13 protein-coding genes and 2 tRNA genes are annotated in these 17,734 nt (G+C 42.3%); 3 read left to right on the forward strand and 12 right to left on the reverse strand.

What is annotated here, in order from left to right; all coding sequences use genetic code 11:
* Positions 1-132: 132 nt before the first annotated feature.
* The 3 genes from ID165_RS10165 to ID165_RS10175 are packed head-to-tail and all read right to left on the reverse strand — an operon-like array spanning position 133 to position 2,279.
* Positions 133-519, reverse strand: a complete 387-nt coding sequence (locus ID165_RS10165) for a CoA-binding protein (protein ID WP_225587063.1) — start codon at positions 517-519, stop codon at positions 133-135.
* Positions 497-1,465, reverse strand: coding sequence for a GNAT family N-acetyltransferase (locus tag ID165_RS10170; protein WP_192350229.1), 969 nt, complete (start codon positions 1,463-1,465; stop codon positions 497-499). The genes ID165_RS10165 and ID165_RS10170 overlap by 23 nt, the downstream gene beginning before the upstream one ends.
* Positions 1,458-2,279, reverse strand: coding sequence for a 1-acyl-sn-glycerol-3-phosphate acyltransferase (locus ID165_RS10175; RefSeq protein WP_192350230.1), 822 nt, complete (start codon positions 2,277-2,279; stop codon positions 1,458-1,460). The genes ID165_RS10170 and ID165_RS10175 overlap by 8 nt, the downstream gene beginning before the upstream one ends.
* A 320-nt stretch (positions 2,280-2,599) precedes the next feature.
* Here ID165_RS10175 and ID165_RS10180 point away from each other — a divergent pair, with 320 nt between their 5' ends.
* From ID165_RS10180 to msrB, 3 genes are all read left to right on the forward strand, one after another.
* Complete coding sequence (locus ID165_RS10180; protein WP_192350231.1) at positions 2,600-3,496, forward strand: class I SAM-dependent methyltransferase; 897 nt, start codon at positions 2,600-2,602, stop codon at positions 3,494-3,496.
* Between the two features lie 14 nt (positions 3,497-3,510).
* Positions 3,511-4,701, forward strand: coding sequence for an aspartate aminotransferase family protein (locus ID165_RS10185; RefSeq protein ID WP_192350232.1), 1,191 nt, complete (start codon positions 3,511-3,513; stop codon positions 4,699-4,701).
* Between the two features lie 71 nt (positions 4,702-4,772).
* Positions 4,773-5,195, forward strand: a complete 423-nt coding sequence (gene msrB / locus ID165_RS10190) for a peptide-methionine (R)-S-oxide reductase MsrB (RefSeq protein ID WP_192350233.1) — start codon at positions 4,773-4,775, stop codon at positions 5,193-5,195.
* 290 nt (positions 5,196-5,485) lie between these two features.
* Here the strand turns inward: msrB and ID165_RS10195 are convergent, their stop codons facing one another.
* The 9 genes from ID165_RS10195 to ID165_RS10235 all read right to left on the reverse strand — a co-directional run bounded on the left by ID165_RS10195 (position 5,486) and on the right by ID165_RS10235 (position 17,626).
* A complete protein-coding gene (locus tag ID165_RS10195; RefSeq protein ID WP_192350234.1) occupies positions 5,486-7,021 on the reverse strand; it encodes a SulP family inorganic anion transporter in 1,536 nt (511 codons plus the stop codon).
* A gap of 405 nt (positions 7,022-7,426) precedes the next feature.
* Complete coding sequence (locus tag ID165_RS10200; protein WP_192350235.1) at positions 7,427-7,987, reverse strand: 1-acyl-sn-glycerol-3-phosphate acyltransferase; 561 nt, start codon at positions 7,985-7,987, stop codon at positions 7,427-7,429.
* Positions 7,984-8,787: a patatin-like phospholipase family protein gene (locus tag ID165_RS10205; RefSeq protein WP_192350236.1), complete on the reverse strand. Its 804-nt coding sequence runs from the start codon at positions 8,785-8,787 to the stop codon at positions 7,984-7,986. Before ID165_RS10205 ends, ID165_RS10200 begins: the two co-directional genes overlap by 4 nt.
* Positions 8,777-9,616, reverse strand: coding sequence for an MBL fold metallo-hydrolase (locus tag ID165_RS10210; RefSeq protein WP_192350237.1), 840 nt, complete (start codon positions 9,614-9,616; stop codon positions 8,777-8,779). Before ID165_RS10210 ends, ID165_RS10205 begins: the two co-directional genes overlap by 11 nt.
* 51 nt (positions 9,617-9,667) lie before the next feature.
* Positions 9,668-10,615: an acetyl-CoA carboxylase carboxyltransferase subunit alpha gene (locus ID165_RS10215; RefSeq protein ID WP_192350238.1), complete on the reverse strand. Its 948-nt coding sequence runs from the start codon at positions 10,613-10,615 to the stop codon at positions 9,668-9,670.
* Between the two features lie 173 nt (positions 10,616-10,788).
* Positions 10,789-10,862 (reverse strand) — tRNA-Asp (locus ID165_RS10220).
* 48 nt (positions 10,863-10,910) lie between these two features.
* A tRNA-Asp gene (locus ID165_RS10225) sits at positions 10,911-10,984 on the reverse strand.
* A 208-nt stretch (positions 10,985-11,192) separates the two neighbouring features.
* Positions 11,193-15,545 carry a PAS domain S-box protein gene (locus ID165_RS10230; RefSeq protein WP_192350239.1) on the reverse strand — a complete coding sequence of 1,451 codons (4,353 nt, stop codon included), beginning with the start codon at positions 15,543-15,545 and terminating at the stop codon, positions 11,193-11,195.
* A 650-nt stretch (positions 15,546-16,195) separates the two neighbouring features.
* The gene (locus ID165_RS10235) at positions 16,196-17,626 is read right to left on the reverse strand and encodes an L-lactate permease (protein WP_192350240.1); all 1,431 of its coding nucleotides are present in this window, start codon (positions 17,624-17,626) and stop codon (positions 16,196-16,198) included.
* Between the last annotated feature and the right edge of the window lie 108 nt (positions 17,627-17,734).

The following is a 17,734-nucleotide window of genomic DNA, read 5'->3' on the forward strand; positions in this document are numbered from 1 at the left end:
GGTGATTTTATGTTCTTTTTTAGATGTGGCAAGATAGGTAAAAAATGTGACTTTACACAGCTTTTCGCAAGACACACATTCATTAAAAAACAGTTGTGATATATATCCCCAACAGCTTGGTTTATAGCCCTATTAATACTGGTCAGTACTCAACATCACCAGGGTACACGCCTGCAAAACTTCAATCCCCTTAGCTTTGGCCTTTTGAAAAAACACAGGATTCTCCGTTCCAGGATTGAAGATGATCCTCTTGGGAGCTAATCCGATCAAATAATCAATCCATTCGACTTGATTTCCAGGACCGATGTATAGTGTTATGGTGTGGATATTTTCCAAGTCCGGTTTAGTCCTGAGATCAATGATTTCTTCACCAAAAAGCTCCCCTGTTTTAACTCCTATGGGAATAAAAGGCACACCCGCAGCAGACAGCCTTCCTGCCGCAAAATAGGCGTAGCGGGTTGGATTAGTGGTCGCACCCACTACCAAAGTCAATTTATCAGACATCATCCCTGCTTCCATAAACTTTATCCCGCTCGAAGGTATCCATGTGCCTATGCTTTTTTGTTTCATAGATATCCGACAGTGTAATCAAAATCCCCGTTTCCTCTACTTCTCCAAATTCATCATTCAAGGCTGTCCCGAAAGTCATCATCGTGGGTGATAGATTCATGTAGGTGTTGATCAGCGGAGGGATATTCTCTCCATAAGTCCGAATCCTCCCATTTAACAGCTTATAACCGTCTTTGTATTCCAGTCCTTCAAAAGGGTTGCCTTCCTTTGGCAAATCAGTTTCATAGCCCAAATTCAATTCTTCCTTTGGCTTGACCAGTCCTTTTTTGTCGGGGAAATAATAATTCATAAACATCAACAACAAATCCCTCGCCTCACGGTTGAAATGAGGGTACATTGTTACTTTTCCAAAAAGGTACTTGACATCCGGATTCAACAAGACTACAGCTCCAAGTCCGTCCCATAGATTATCCAAGCTGAAAATGCCCTTTCTATTGTCAAAAGCGGGCTGGTACTTCGGCTGAACAAAGGATCGTCCCAGCTCAATGGTGTAAGGAATATAATCCCGAACAAAGGTCTCCGTGAAATCAAACAAGTGCGTAGTGGAAAGATTTAAACTTCCATCTTCCTTGATTGAATCTTTGCAATTTATCAACCTGTAACCGGCGACTATTTCCTCGTACTCAGGATTCCAGGTAATTAATTGCTCATAGCAGTTTTCACAGATGTCATTTTCGTCCAAATCCAATTCCAGTCCTGTACCTCCTCCTGCTGCCCTAAAGGTCAGTTCCCGCAATCTTCCAATCTCCCGGACTACATTTGGAGCATTATGGAAATTAACCAAGTAGACCAGGTTATCCCCATTGTTGGTATATCGTAAAAATCGATCCGGAACCAATTCAGCTTTTAACAGGCCTTTATCAATAGCCGGAATTATTTCTGCTTCTCTATTCATTCTTTTTACCAAGTTTGTAAACTACATCCTTCACATAATCAGCCCATTGTATATCCGTTTTAGAGGAATCCAGGCTCTGACAGGAAATCTGTTCACCTACAGTGATCACCACTTTTTGCCCTTGCTGCTTGTATAATTCATCAGCCAGGTAAAACATTTCAATATTAGCTTTAATGCCAATTTTCTTTCTCCAATACGCCAAATTGTAAAAAAAAGCGGAATTTTTACCTCCTATAAAACAAGGTAAGATATCTTTTTTGTATTTCTTCGCTTTGGCGATGAAGCTCTTTTTCCATTGCAAATCCCTAATTTCCGATTCCTCTTTCCTTGACACAAGACCTGCAGGGAATATCAAAACGGCATAAGCCTCTGAATAAGCGGCTTCTATCGCAGCCAATGTATCTGGGGAATTTTTCCCATGCTTATTTATGGGGATAAATAAGGGCTGAAAATTTTTAAAAGCCATTAGCAAATCATTAACCAGAAACCTCAAATCTGTCCGAACCTTTCCAATAGCCTGCATCAATGCAATGCCATCAATTCCTCCCAACGGATGGTTCGCCGCGATAATAATCCCTCCTGTCTTTGGGATGTTCTCAGCACCCACCAGTTCGACCGTAATATTGAGTTCCTTGATCAATCCATTGGCGAAATGTATCCCGTGAAGATGATCTACTCTTTCCAATACCCCGTTCATCCATTCCTCGTGAGTCACACGCTTGATGTATTTAAGTAAAAAGCCCGGCATCCATTTCAAAAGCGCCGGATTCTTAGATTCGATCGCTTTCTCTATATCAATAAATTTCTTGGACATTCTTGCTCTCTTGGTGGCTGTTAGGTCTATTGGGGACAGATGGAATTTTACTATCCCATTTTTAAAATAAAACTAAAAGTACAAAAAAACAGATTTAACATCACGATTCTAAAGGGTGGCTGTATTACTAGCCTGAGAACCAATTGAGTTAATTTAAATTCCAAGATGACAGAAATAGACTCAAGTTACCATTTCAGTGATGTCTGTCTGCTATTCCGGGTCACCTTAGTTTGTCTGTCCTGAAACCTGATTCATAAGAAAGGGAACTCCTTGCCTCCAATTAATTTCTTATTTTTGCTACCTGAAAAAACCACTCCTTTATGAACGAATCCATTCTATCACTTTGTCCCGGCCTCTGGAAAGATTATGAACTCATTGACACAGGAGGGTTTGAGAAATTAGAGCGATTCGGTGACTTTATTCTAAGCAGGCCTGAGCCTCAGGCGATTTGGGACAAAACGCTTCCCGATAGTGAATGGAGAGCAATGGCCCATGCACATTTTGCCAAAGAAAAAAGTAATCCTGAAAAGGGAAACTGGGAACAATTGAAAAAAATGCCGCATAACTGGGCGATAGAATATTCCAATGCTGAAGGGCTGAACTTGAAATTAAATCTGGCACAGACCTCCTTCAAGCATATAGGTCTCTTTCCTGAGCAAGCGATAAACTGGGATTACCTCTACAAAACCATCAAGCGCTCTCCTATTGCAAAACCCAAAGTACTGAATCTTTTTGCCTATACAGGAGCCGCAAGTGTAGCTGCCAAGGCAGCAGGAGCAGATGTCACACACTTGGATTCTGTGAAACAGGTAGTGACTTGGTCTAGACACAACATGGAGTCCTCTGGGCAGTCAGACATCAGATGGATCGTGGATGACGCTATGAAATTCATTAAAAGAGAAGCCAGAAGGGGCAATAAATACCATGGAATTATCCTTGATCCACCTGCCTATGGCCGAGGACCTGATGGGGAAAAATGGGTGCTTGAAGAACAAATAAATGAAATGCTGAAAGTCTGTGCAGAGATCCTTGATCCCACAGATCACTTCCTTTTGCTCAACATGTATTCGCTGAGCTTCTCCTCATTGATCGCAGCCAACCTAATCCACACCACGTTTAAGCATGTGCACAACGCCGAACATGGCGAACTTTACCTTCAGGACAACCAAAACAAAAAACTTCCGCTTGGCATCTTCTTCAGATTTTCGAGCTACTGATCCAAACATCAACAATGAACAACCGTCAACTTTTCCTTCAGCACTTAGCACAAACAACAGATTTCCCCTTAATGATCGAGGTGGAAAAAGCTGAAGGAATTTATCTTTTTGGCCCTAATGGCGAGAAGTACATCGATCTCATTTCAGGAATAGGCGTCAGCAATGTGGGACACAGGCATCCACGGGTATTGACCGCGATCCAATCCCAGTTGGATAAATACCTTCACCTCATGGTGTATGGTGAATATGTGCAGAGTCCGCAGTCGTTGTTGGCAAAAGCGCTCTGTGATACGCTACCCGGGAAACTAGACAACGTCTACTTGGTAAATAGCGGAAGTGAAGCCATAGAAGGAGCATTGAAACTCGCCAAGCGATTCACCGGAAAGCCAAATCTAATTTCCTGCATCAATGCCTATCATGGAAGTTCACATGGCTCGTTGAGTGTAGGAGGAAATGAGATTTTCAAGCAAGCCTATCGCCCTTTACTGCCTGGAGTTAGCCACATTAATTACGGGGATAGTTCAGACTTGGAAAGTATCAATTCGGATACAGCGGCTGTACTCATAGAAACCGTACAAGGCGAAGCGGGAATCCGTATAGCCACGATGGAATATTTCCAGGCTTTGCGCAAGCGATGTGATGAAACAGAGACTTTGCTTATTCTGGATGAAGTTCAATGTGGTTTTGGACGCACAGGCAAATTCTGGGCTTTTGAGCATTTTGGGATCGTTCCCGATATTGTCGTTTGCGCCAAAGGAATGGGTGGTGGGATGCCAATAGGAGCTTTTATTGCCAATAAAGATGTAATGGGTGTGTTTAAAAACAATCCTATCCTTGGCCATATTACCACATTTGGTGGTCATCCTGTAAGCTCGGCAGCGTCACTGGCCACCATACAGATTCTGCTAGAAGAAAAACTGATTGAAGCAGTAGAAGAAAAAGCCGAATTATTTAAGTCTCTTTTGGTTCATCCGAAGATCAAAAGTATTCGAAACAAGGGCTTGCTGATGGCCGTGGAATTTGAGTCTTTCGATGTACTCAAGCCAATAATTGACCGTGCTATAGAATTAGGCGTAATCACAGATTGGTTCCTCTTCTGTGACGACTCCATGCGGATAGCACCCCCTCTTACGATTACAGCCGGGCAGATTCGTGAAGCTTGTGCTGTAATTTTAAAATCGATTGAAAAGATCTTTCCTTCCTGATTCCTCTTCCATTTTTACCTTTCAGAAACTTCTTTCCTCTCTCACGAGTTAATAGATCAAAGGAAATTCTTATGAAAAATCAACAAAAGAAACTATATCCGGTACAGAAATCTGAAGATCAATATCGCAAAGAGTTGGATGCAGATTCTTACCGTGTATTGAGAGAAAAAGGAACAGAGAGAGCATTTACAGGAGAATATTACCTAAATAAAGCTACAGGTATCTATGAGTGCAAGGCTTGTGGAAACGGGATTTTTCACTCCTCAAAAAAATACGATAGCGGTTGTGGATGGCCAAGCTTTACTGAGCCCTTAAGACCGGATGCTATTGATGTGCATATGGACTATACCCATGGCATGATCCGGGAAGAGATTTTATGTGCGAATTGCGGTTCACATCTGGGGCATCGTTTTCCTGACGGTCCAAGTGACCAAGGTGGAATCAGATATTGTATCAATTCGGTGAGTTTGGATTTTAAGGAAGGCGAAAACTAATCGTTAGATTTTGTTGCTGTAGACACGTAAACTTCATCACCATGCCAAAACAAGAACTCATTGGCAGGACAGTGGATATTTTGGACAAGCTTCCTATTGATAGATTCAGGAGATAAATGATTTTGCTGGTTTTCTTAAAAAGGCTAGGTGACAAAACCCTTTGGAAACAGAATTTAATTGAAATTCACCTAAAAAATCATTTTTTGATGTTATAAAAAGTCAAAATCTGCCCATGCACAGCACAACGTAAATCAACATATTAAATCCGGAGTAAGGAAGCCGCTACACATCTATTTATTGGTCATCACCTTATAGGTTGGGTCTTCAATAATGTTAACGTCTATTACTGACTCAGCATTCCTTAATAGTTGTCTGCAATCTTGACTTAAGTGACGCAGATGAACCTTTTTGCCCAGCTTATGATATTTGTCAGTGATTTTATGTAGTGCATCTATAGCAGACATATCTACTACTTTGCTTTCCTTAAGGTCTATGATGACCACATCAGGATCTTCAGCCACATCAAATTTCTCGATAAATGTAGTAGTGGAGCCAAAGAAAAGGGGACCATAGATTTCATAATGCTTAGCGCCCTGCTCATCTATAAATTTCCTCGCACGGATACGCTTTGCACTTTCCCAAGCAAATACTAAAGCTGAAATAACCACTCCTACCAATACCGCTAGGGCTAAATTGTGTAAAAGAACAGTGATCAATGCCACCAGCATACCCACAAAAATGTCATGTCTAGGCATTTTATTAATGATCCTGAAACTTACCCACTCAAAAGTACCAATAGCAACCATCATCATCACACCTACTAAAGCAGCCATCGGAATTTGTTCTATTACGGGTCCCGCCACCAGTATCACTCCCAAAATAGCAATTGCCCCCACTATAGACGAAAGTCTTGACCTACCTCCTGCTCCTACATTGACCAGTGTCTGGGCCACCATCGCACATCCACCCATGCCGCCAAAGAATCCATTGGTAATATTTGCAATACCCTGAGCAGCAGCTTCCCTGTTCGACTGCCCTTTTGTGTTGGTTATTTCATCTACCATGTTCAGGGTGAGCAGACTTTCTATCAGTCCCACCCCGGCCATAACCAGAGAATATGGAAAAATGATTTGTAAGGTTTCCAGATTGAAAGGTATCTGAGGAATACGGAATGTAGGTAATGCTCCTCCTACTGAAGCAATATTTATTACTTTTTTGGTCTCTATCCCGAAAAAATAAACAATCCCAAACACTACTACTATAGCAACTAAAGAGGCCGGCACAGCCTTGGTGATCTTCGGCAATACAAATACTATAGCAATCGTAAGGATCGTTAGCCCACCCATAATGTAGAGTGCAGAGCCCTGCATCCAATAAGAAACCCCGTCTTCCATGAATTTAAATTGCTCAATCTGAGCCATAAAAATGATAACGGCAAGACCATTTAGGAAACCGTACATAACAGGCTGGGGGATCAAGCGAACAAACTTTCCGAGTTTGAAGAGTCCTACCAGTACCTGTAAGATTCCAGCCAACACCACTGCACCAAATAGATAGTCCACCCCATGCGAAGAAGCTAATGCTATGAGTACCACAACAGTGGCACCTGCTCCTCCAGAGACCATACCGGGTCTTCCGCCCAAAATGGCCGTCACAATACCCATTAAAAAAGCAGCATAAAGTCCCGTTAAGGGAGACAGGTCAGCGAGTATAGCAAATGACAAGGATTCGGGAATCATAGTCATTGCCACAGCAAGGCCGGCTAGAATTTCGTTTTTGTAATTAATCTTCTGTTTAAAATCAAAAAGATTGATGATTTTCTGCATGAGTATAGGCAATGTGGAATGTACTAACTGAACTAGGTGCCGAAAGAAAAAACTTTTGGATGCGACAAAGCTGCCAATAACTAGAAATTGGAAAAAATGTCCCTTTAGGCTATACTCAAGGCGGAGTAACTTGGGAGGATGTGATGACTGCTCTTTTCATTAGATCGTGCAAATATAGTATATAACCCCAAACATGGAAAAAATAAGCCTTAGAAAAAAGTATCCGCGGGTATTACCACACCCTTTTCAGGCTATTCCCTTCCTTTGCTGAACGCTCTTGTAGACAAAATCAAAACACAAATAACAAAAAAAACAACTGGTAGCTCATGATGAAATGCAAGAGCAGATGTGCTTTCACAGTACCGCTTGAATACTAGTCGCGTATGTCAAACTTTATCCCGAATACTACAATATCCCTTTCTCAGGATGTCTGCCTGTCACGGTTCTGCCAAAGACTTTTAGCTCTTCGATCTGGGCATCCATATTCCCGTCAGGATAAATGCACGGACCTATTCCTGCTTCCTTTTTCTTATAGTCAAGATAGCCGACTATTATAGGCACATTAGCTCCAAGTGCAATATGATAAAATCCTGATTTCCATTTCTTGACCTGGCTTCTGGTTCCTTCGGGTGTCACCATAACTACAAGCTCATCCCGCTCATTCAGCATGGATGCCATAGATTCAGTGTAGGTTTGCTTTCTGCCACCCGGAATACGCTTTCTATCGATGGCAATAGCTCCCAATCCCTTAAGCAACCAACCCAACGGGCCTACCATTACTTCCTTCTTAATGGTAAAACGCACTGGAATATCCATCAAAAAAAATGCTGCCCTGGCATAAAGAATATCCCAGTTGGAGGTATGGGGAATTGCGATAAGCACAGCTTTCTTTACTCCTTGAGGCCATTGATTATTCAGCGACCACCCCGAAACCCAAAACACAATCCTCGACAGAAATTTCATCATGCTTTTCTAGATTTATTGCTTTTGACAGCCAACTCCAAAATTGAAGGATTTTCTTCAATAAAACTCATCGTGTATTCATACCCTACCGCAAATAACTCGGAAGCTTTTTTAATATCAAACACACCATACCTCCCCAATCCCGGAGGCTCGATAAAAAAGTCGCATTTGGCCTTTCGGCTATACACATTATAATTCATTGCCATGATTACAGACCTCTCAATCAGTTTTTTCATGTTGCCTATATTACTTTCCTCCGGTAACTGATTACAATTCACTCCGATCACATAATCACAGATGCCTTCCAGAGGCTCCACAGGCAGATTGTTAAGCACTCCCCCATCTACTAAGAATCTCTTTCCGATAACAATGGGGTCAAACATTCCGGGAATGCACGAAGAAGCCATAATGGGCCTGATCAGATCTCCTTCTGAATAATACCTGACCTTTCCTTTTTTGATGTCCGTCGCTGCTACCGTCAGAGGAATCTTTAGTTTCCCAAAATCATCATGGTCCAAGTAGAGTTTAAACAGCGTTCCTACAGAATCCATTTTCAGAAATCCAGTCCAAGAAACCGCAGGCCTTAGAAACTTGAAATAATTTGTCTCTACAATGATTTTGAGGATTTCATCAGGCGAGTATCCCTGACAGAACATCGCACCCGCAATAGCACCTGCAGAGGTTCCGGAAACCTTTGTCGGGAAGATACCTGATTCAGTGAGGGCTTTGAGAACTCCCAGATGAGCGATGCCACGTACTCCTCCTCCAGAAAGTGCAATTCCTATTTTCAGTTTAGATTTCATCCAGTCTGAATGTTTGATCCAAACGAACTCCCTTATCGGTCATTTTTACCGTGCAACATTCATTCACTGCATCATGTTCTAGGAACAGAACATAGCCCTCACGTGCTGCTTCCTCCAAAAACTTTGACTTCTCGTCCATGGTAAGAAGGGGACGTGTATCGTATCCCATCACATAAGGCAATGGAATATGCCCTACTGATGGAAGCAGATCAGCCACAAATACCACAGTTCTTCCCTTGTACTTAATCTTGGGAAGCATCTGTTTGTCCGTATGCCCGTCTACGGTAATGAAGTCAAAGCCGGGAAGAAATGACTTCTTCTCCAAATCCAAGAACCCAAGTTGTCCGAGCTCCTGCATTGGAAGAATATTGTCTTCCAGAAAAGATGCCTTTTCCCTCGGGTTGGGAATAGTTGCCCACTGCCAATGATCAATGTTTGACCAGTAAGTAGCTCTGGGAAAAGTCATCTCGTATTGACCGTGTGAACCATATTTCACTCCGCCTCCACAGTGGTCAAAATGCAGATGTGTCAGAAAGTTATCCGTAATCTGATGATGGCTGACACCTAGTTTCCTCAGGCTCTTATCTAAAGAATCATCTCCATGTAAATAGTAATGGGAGAAAAATTTGGCATCTTGTTTATCTCCAATCCCATTATCAATCAATACGGTTCTGTTGCCATCTACCGCTAGCAATGAGCGCATGGCCCACGTGCACAGATTGTTTTCGTCAGCCTGATTAGTTCTGGACCAAAGGGTTTTCGGCACTACACCAAACATGGCCCCTCCGTCCAATTTGAAAAGCCCGGTGTTGACTACGTATAATTCCATGATATGAAAGAAAAATCCCGGGCTTTTTACAAAGTCCGGGCTTAAAATAGTTTATTCTACCACCACACCCATCGAGCAAAACTTGTCGATGCGTTGATCAATTCTTTTTTCCGGTTTGATTTTATCCAATTCTTTCAATGCTTTGAGGATAGCTTCCTTTAGCGTAATAGCCATTTTCTTCATATCTCTATGCGCGCCTCCAAGAGGTTCGGGTATGATACCGTCTACCAATCCGTTTCCTTCCATATCGACAGCTGTCAACTTCAAAGACTCTGCAGCCTGCTCTTTATAATCCCAGCTTCTCCAAAGAATTGTAGAACAGTTTTCCGGAGAGATCACCGAATACCAAGAATTTTCCAGCATCATCACCCGGTCGCCGATTGCTATACCCAAAGCTCCACCTGAAGCTCCTTCACCGATTATGATGCAGATTACAGGCACTTTCAGCATAAACATTTCCTTGATATTTCGGGCAATTGCTTCTCCCTGCCCTCTCTCTTCAGCCTCCAGCCCCGGAAAAGCACCAGGCGTATCGATCAAGGTAACGATAGGCTTGCCAAATTTCTCCGCCATTTTCATAAGACGAAGTGCCTTTCTATAGCCTTCGGGGTTAGCCATCCCAAAGTTTCTCATTTGGCGCTGTTTGGTATTTCTACCTTTCTGCTGACCAATAAACATGACCGATCTGCCGTCCAAATCTCCAAGACCCCCTACCATAGCTTTGTCATCTGCCACATTTCTATCTCCATGCAATTCGACAAAATCATTTGTCATCTCATAGATGTAGTCAAGAGCATAAGGTCTATCTGCATGTCGGGAGAGCTGAACTCGCTGCCAGCGGGTCAGATTTTGAAAAGTTTCTTTTTTCAAAGCAAGAATTTTATCTTCAAGGGATTCAATATCTGAACTTAAATCGATATTTCTGCCGACAGCCAACTCCTTCATTTCCTGAAGTTTTTGTTCTAAATCGGCTATAGGTTTTTCAAATTCTAATACCATTCTGGTGATTTTTGGAAAAAACAAAGATAAGCATATACCCTTGGGAATTAAAAATTTTGAGGGGCTCAGCTTATAAAATTGAAAATCGTTGCTTGTATCTATAGAAAAGGGGAGCTGTTAACCGCATTAACGGTGAAAAACAAAAAAGCCCTAGATTTCTCTAAGGCTTTTTGCGGAATGGACGGGACTCGAACCCGCGACCTCCTGCGTGACAGGCAGGCATTCTAACCAGCTGAACTACCACTCCAATATTTTTAATTGTCACTAAATGATAAACTTTTTCATCAAATTTATGCGGAATGGACGGGACTCGAACCCGCGACCTCCTGCGTGACAGGCAGGCATTCTAACCAGCTGAACTACCACTCCGTTTTGCCCAAATCCAAGATCGTTTCAGGTTTCTCATCAACTACCTCGTTTTTAAGTGATGCAAAGGTATGTTTTAGATTTGTTATTGCAAAAGTAGATATAAAATTTTGTACTATTAATTCGTATTAACTTCTATGTCAATGAGATATTTTTTTTGAGAATTTCCATACTATGCCATTTCATCGCTCCCATTCTTCAACATTAGGAATTAAGTATCCCTCTTCTCTAACAGTTCTAAAACAAGATTTACCTCGGACGCTATAGTCCGATATAAGGTGTCAACCGTGTCCTTATAATATTCATCTAAATGCTCAAACGTACGGGCCATTTTTGCGAGTGCGTACATTCCTGCTGAGATGGCGGTGCCATAGAGCTTATGCCCTACTTCGTTAATCTGTACCAGATTTTCCTTCTGAATTGCTTCCCTTAATGATTCCAAAGAGCTTTTTAATTCATACTTCACGATGGTTAGAACTTCCTCCAAAACCTGTTGATCATTGTCTGTATAATCCTTCAACTTCTCCGCATCGTAGTGTTCCTCCATCTCCGGATTTGTTTCGTTTACAGTCGGACCTGTCTTAACAAAAATTGTCCCGAGCCATTTATTCAGTATCATCTCTAACGTCTTCTCCAACACCGGTTTTACCACGTAATCGTCCATTCCTGCAGCAAGACATTTTTCCCTTTCCCCCTTCATATTTCCAGCCGTGAAAGCAATAATCGGCACATGAGTTCCTTTCTCCAAGAGCCGTATTCTCTTTGTGGACTCATAGCCGTTCATTATTGGCATTTGAATATCCATCAAGATGATATCCGGAAGTTGCTTTTGACAATATTCCAGTGCCTCCTTTCCATTATTCACCTCAACTATACTTGCTTTTGGAGCTATTTTCTTGATAATGGTCTTAGCGAGTAGCATATTTACAAGATTGTCCTCGACTATTAGCACCGTGAAATCTTTAATTGAACGATCCTCTTCCTGTGATAACTTCACTTCTGTAGGGACCTCAACTTTGAAAAGTCTCGACAATTCCTGATAGAAATCCTGAATTTTTATCGGTTTGATCAAGCGGTGATTTACCCGGAGTTCTTTGCAGGTTTCTATGATCTTATGATCATCGGAGGAACTATGAAGCAACATGATAGGCTCTTCTTTATTCCAAAAAGTGAAAGTCTCTCTGATTTTACGGATAGTCTCAAGTCCGTCCATGAAGGGCATATGATAATCCATCATAATCACATCAAACCGGTTTCCTGCGGCTAACAGTTGCAATGCTTCAAAACCATTGGACGCTTCCGTAGACTGAATATTCCTAAGGAGCAACATTTGCTTGATAATCAACCTATTATTACTATTATCATCAACTATCAATATACTCTTGATTCTTTCTACATCGAACCATTCAATAGGCTCACCTTCCTCTGTTTTCAAGATCAGGTCAAAGTAAAAGGTACTTCCTTTTCCCGCTTCACTGATCAAATGAAGTCTGCTATCCATGAGCCTCAAAAGACTGTTGGAAATCGTCAATCCCAAGCCAGTGCCACCATATTTTTTGGTAGTTGAGCTATCTTCTTGAGAGAATGCCTCGAAAATTTTTGCTTGCTTGTCAAGTTTGATTCCTATACCTGTGTCTCTCACCGAAAAACGGATCTTGTGAATAGCTCCTTTTTGTTCCAGCGTTTCTATTTTCAATTCTATCTCCCCGCTTTCTGTAAACTTGGAAGCATTACCCAGAAGGTTTAACAATATCTGCTTCAGGCGCACAGAATCAGCATATATGAATCTGGGTAGATCTGTGGCAATATTCAGCAACATTTCCAACCCCTTATTTTGGATCTGGTAAGTAATAATATCAGTGGCCTGTGCACTCAATTCATACAGATCACATTTATCTATATCCAGTTCTAGCCTGCCTGCCTCTATTTTGGAAAAATCAAGAATATCGTTGATTATACTCAGAAGAGCATTTCCGGACTGGTTCACTATGGAAAGGTATTGATGTTGCATTTCATTCAGCCCTGTCTTCAAAACAAGATCTGTGAAACCAATCACGCCGTTTAAGGGAGTCCGGATTTCATGGCTCATATTTGCCAGAAATTCCGACTTGGCCACACTTGCTTCCTCGGCTTGCAGTTTGGCCCTCTTTAATTCTTCCCGCTGTTTTACCAAGTCGGTGATATTTTGGGTAAAAAGCACGATTCCTCCTATCTCCCCCGCAAACAAATACCAAGGCCGAAGCTCCCAAGAAACAAAGCGATCTTCCGTGTCCCCCGGCAGCCTATATCTTTCCTCTTCACTTCTCTCCACCGCCCCATTCATTACCCGCAGGTGCCTTTCTCGTCCTATCTGATCTATCAGGGGAAATATTTCAAAATGGGACTGTCCGGTAATGTCTATATCCTGTTGATTGTAATCTTTTTTCCACTGATTACTCGCCGCTATGTATTTCATGTCAATATCCAACATAGCTACAGCAGCCGGAGCATGCATCACAAATGCGTTAAGCCTACTTTTCTCAGCGATGAGATCTTTTTCTATTTCATTCCTCTCTGTGATATCAATGGCTATCCCAAGATACCCAATTGTATTATCCTCTACATCCCTCATGGGGGAGATAACCAGAGAAACTTCCTTTTCCTCTCCGTGTTTGGTAACAAAAGTCCAATTACGCTGCTCTACTCCATTGCGATCTGCCCTTAAGGTGAAAATCTCAAACAATTCAATTTTCCTGCCGAATTCACACTCCATATCAGCCAAAGTCTCCTTTAATTCCTCCTGCTTATGCAGTATGTCCGGTCTGTGTTTGCCCACTATTTCTTCCGCAGTATACCCTAGCATTTTTTCAGCACCTACGTTAAACACCGTGATATATCCTTCCAAATCGGTAGAAATAACACATACTTCGGAGGATGCATTAATTACGTCATCCAGTTCCTTTCTCGTCTTGTCCAACTCTAATTGAGCTTGCTTGGAGGCATCTATATCTTGAATTGTCCCAAAAATCCTGATACATTTCCCATCTTCAAACTCTGCCTTTCCTATTGCACGAACCCATAATTCATTCCCTTCGTAGGTCACCAACTGTAACTCAACATCCCAACCTTCACCTGTAAGCATGCTTTTTTCCAATAACGAAGCAATCTTGCTTTTACTTTCCCCCTCTTTGTAAAAACTAATTCCAATGGACATATTGGGCTCAAAATCTTCCGGGACTTCATGAATCAGTTTAGTCACGGATGTCCAGGTAAGCTTTTGGGTCTTTAGGTCCAAATTCCAGCCTCCCACTCTTGCCACTTTCTCTGTCTCTTCCAGAAGTGCTCTAGCCCGTGACAGTTCCTCCTCCAGTCTGGTCCGCTGGGTGATATCCAAGGCATTACCAATTACATAATTTCCCTCCCCGTCAGGATCACTTTCCAACACATTATTGTACATCCATATCAGTAAGGAGCCGTCTCGTTGAAGAGTAACCATTTGTCCGCTGGCTTTTCCTTCATTCTTAATTTTCAATAGGTATTCCTCTACTAAAACATGTAGGGATTTGGGAACTATATCAAACAGGCTCTTTCCCGTAATTTCTTCCGAAGTGTACCCCAGTTTTTTGGCTCCTGCATCATTGACGGAAAGAAACACTCCCTGCAAATCATGTGTACACATCAGGCCTTGAGAATTTTCAAAAAAAGCCCTGAGCCTACCTTCGCTCTTCGCCAGTAGCTCTTCCTTTGCTTTGGCTTCAGTAGTGTCCCTCGCTATACTATAGATATTCCCTGTTTTAGGGTCTTGGGTTGCCACCCAGTCTAGGGTTTTGTACGAACCGTCCTGACACAAAAATCTATGGGTTAATTTCACCGAAAGTCCTACTTTCTTAAGCTTTTCCAGTTTACGGCGGGACTTTTTAATATCATCCGGATGGGTCAATTCAAAAAACGAACGGGAAAGCAGGGTTTCATTATCCCAACCAAGCAATTTTGTAAATGCAGGATTGATTTTTTTGAAATATCCATTTGTCCCAGCTATGCAAATCAGATCATTTGACAAGGTGAAAAACTTCTCAACGTTGCTGAATTCAGCCATCAACTTACGTTCTTGAATTATAACCAAAGCCTCGCTGGCCAGCAGTTCAAAGGCAGTCCTGCTCTTCTCATCAAGAGAAACGGTATCATTACCCAGCACCAACAAACAACCTGCCCAATCCCCGTTTCCTTCAAGTAGGGGTAAGCCCACAAACGAACGAATATCATGCTCAGAAAAAGCCCGTGAAATTTCTTCCGTGGGTTGAAGGCTTGCTACATCCTCACAAGAGATAAAGGTATCAGTGCCCAGAGTCTGTTTCTTTAAAAAATTGGTGAGTTCATTATTCTCCAAATTAAATCCTGAAGCCGCCATAAGCCCCAATTCATGAGACTCTTCAAAGATTATCAGAGATTTTGGGGTGGCACAAATAATCGAGCTTAGCTGGCATATTCTATACAGTGAGGCATTCATGCCTGCATCCAGGTTCTGATAGTTATAAACAGGCAATTGATCCGATCTAATTTTTCCTTTCAAGGAATCTTTATTCATAACTATACTTTGGATTTGTGAAATTGTAATCAGCTTCCCACGGGAATATGGCACATTCTTGTCTTAAATTATGACTCTTTACTAAAAAGACAAAAATAGTAGCTGAAGAAAAAACTTCCCGAAGTCCGAACAAGTGCCTATTAAGCTATCCCAATCATGGTCATTTTTAACACCTGTAGAATTAGCAACTTAAAGAAACCACACCTCATCACAAAGCCTAACACCCTATATACCAAAACTATTTCCCTATAAATCAACACACAGTTCAAGAATAGTGCAGGGATGCGCAAATCCCACAGGGATTATCTCCCCAAGCACCGGTTCCATCCAAGCTTATTTCCGAAACTAATGAAATAGCTATATGCCAATCACAGCATTCCGATGGATACTTTCCCAACAGGGAACTGGAAAGTTTATCCCGGATTTTGCATTAAGTTTCGTTAAGAGACCATTAATTGCACTAAAATCAGGGCTGTTTGGAGACTGAGTCCGCCGCAGCGCATATGGTGAAGTCAATAATTGCAACGCAGTGACTGATTTTGAAGCAATTATTGGTGGCAATAACTTGTACGCCGTAGCGTAGAAATGCTAATGCATAATGCGGGTTTATGTCGCAACACAAATTCTTTGCCTTTGTTTGGCCCCCTTACTCAAACATCGACGTATAGATACGAAATCACCAACCCCTGGATAAACACGACTAAACTATATAAAAGAACAAATTTCAGGTTGTTTGAAAGTATTTTGGATATGCTTACCGGCTGGGCGACTACCGATTGCACCATCACAATGTTTTGAAAGGATATGGCATTTCCTATTGCTGCGCCGGTGAGCAGCAATGCGAGTCGAAGGTAAAGTGGGTCGCCCGGAGGAAAAAGTGCCATAACCGAGCTATTGAACAACAACACACTCATGGTCGCGCTACCGGTGACAAAAGTCCCTAAAATACCGGCCAAAGACACAAAACCCAGGGAGGCTATCCCTGAAGCTCCGGCAAAGATCTCCCCTGCGAAGATGGCCAAATTTTGGCGCAGTAACTGCGCAAAGAAAACAAGAAAAAGAATGGTAAAAATGGGCAGTACGAGACGTGAGAGGGTACTTTTTGCCTGCTTTAGCGTAAAAGAAAGCAGATCAGGCTGGGAAGCAATCTGCAAATACAGAATAGCTGCAGCGATAAATACCAGCCCGGGTTGATACAGTGAAATTGCTTTGAAGTCCTCACCGAAGGAAAACTCAACCCCGCCCAACAAATATTTTAAGGCAATAAGCATCCCTACAAATAAGAGGTAAGGATAAAATGTCATTAACCAAACCCGTGTAGGCGGTCTTTCCTTGTTGGGGACTGACAACCACACGAATGGGATCATTCCCATCAAGCCTGCAACTACCGACGGGTATTCGACGCTGAATTGCCCGACGGTACCATACGGCACGGCAAAACAAATCCCTGCGCTTAGCAACATCTTCCATTCCGCTTTCCAATTCACCTTTTCCTCCTCGGTTTTGCTGTACAGCCAAGCCAATCCCAGCGGTACGGCAAGGGCGGGCAGTACATTCATGATTACCGTATAGTGTACCTCAGGACTATTGGAATAAATTTCTAAGCCAACCTTGACCGGGGTGCCCAATGCCCCGAAGGTCACCGCTGTGGTATCAGCAGCCAGAGGAAGTACCACACTTGTAAGCGGCTTGTATCCCACTGCCAACATAAGAGGGGCAATCAGCATGGCCGGAATCCCAAAGCCCGCAATTCCTTCCATAAAGCTTCCCAGAAACCAACATAACAGTATCGCCACAGTAAGTCTCGAAGAAAAGGCAGCACTTGATTTCACAAAATCCCCAAAATGATCCAGGGATGCCAATGTGTTGTAAAAGAGGTAGGCCCCAAAAAGAAGAAGAATAAGCTCCACTGAAACAATCGTACCATTTGCCAACGGGGCGTAGACTTCCCCTTGGGTCAGGAGCAATTTTCCAAGGATTAGTATGACACATCCCATCAACGCGCCCAGCCACAATTTTCTAAGCAGAAAACCTCCCGTGAACAAAGCAGCAAACGATAATAACAAAAGCCAGTTTTCCAATAGTTTTCTTATTTTCTATGAACTCCCTTACTAGTTTCCCAAAAGCCGTAGGCAAAGTACCATGAAAATGGCTCACCTTCCCACAGATGTCCTTCACTCAATTACCTC

The sequence above is a fragment of the Algoriphagus sp. Y33 genome, assembly GCF_014838715.1.
Taxonomy (GTDB): Bacteria; Bacteroidota; Bacteroidia; order Cytophagales; family Cyclobacteriaceae; genus Algoriphagus.

Bases quoted from the DNA above. Each gene is read 5' to 3' on its own strand.
- ID165_RS10165 (WP_225587063.1), bottom strand. From the start codon at position 519: ATGGAAGCAGGGATGATGTCTGATAAATTGACTTTGGTAGTGGGTGCG.
- ID165_RS10170 (WP_192350229.1), bottom strand. From the start codon at position 1,465: ATGAATAGAGAAGCAGAAATAATTCCGGCTATTGATAAAGGCCTGTTA.
- ID165_RS10175 (WP_192350230.1), bottom strand. From the start codon at position 2,279: ATGTCCAAGAAATTTATTGATATAGAGAAAGCGATCGAATCTAAGAAT.
- ID165_RS10180 (WP_192350231.1), top strand. From the start codon at position 2,600: ATGAACGAATCCATTCTATCACTTTGTCCCGGCCTCTGGAAAGATTAT.
- ID165_RS10185 (WP_192350232.1), top strand. From the start codon at position 3,511: ATGAACAACCGTCAACTTTTCCTTCAGCACTTAGCACAAACAACAGAT.
- msrB (WP_192350233.1), top strand. From the start codon at position 4,773: ATGAAAAATCAACAAAAGAAACTATATCCGGTACAGAAATCTGAAGAT.
- ID165_RS10195 (WP_192350234.1), bottom strand. From the start codon at position 7,021: ATGCAGAAAATCATCAATCTTTTTGATTTTAAACAGAAGATTAATTAC.
- ID165_RS10200 (WP_192350235.1), bottom strand. From the start codon at position 7,987: ATGATGAAATTTCTGTCGAGGATTGTGTTTTGGGTTTCGGGGTGGTCG.
- ID165_RS10205 (WP_192350236.1), bottom strand. From the start codon at position 8,787: ATGAAATCTAAACTGAAAATAGGAATTGCACTTTCTGGAGGAGGAGTA.
- ID165_RS10210 (WP_192350237.1), bottom strand. From the start codon at position 9,616: ATGGAATTATACGTAGTCAACACCGGGCTTTTCAAATTGGACGGAGGG.
- ID165_RS10215 (WP_192350238.1), bottom strand. From the start codon at position 10,615: ATGGTATTAGAATTTGAAAAACCTATAGCCGATTTAGAACAAAAACTT.
- ID165_RS10230 (WP_192350239.1), bottom strand. From the start codon at position 15,545: ATGAATAAAGATTCCTTGAAAGGAAAAATTAGATCGGATCAATTGCCT.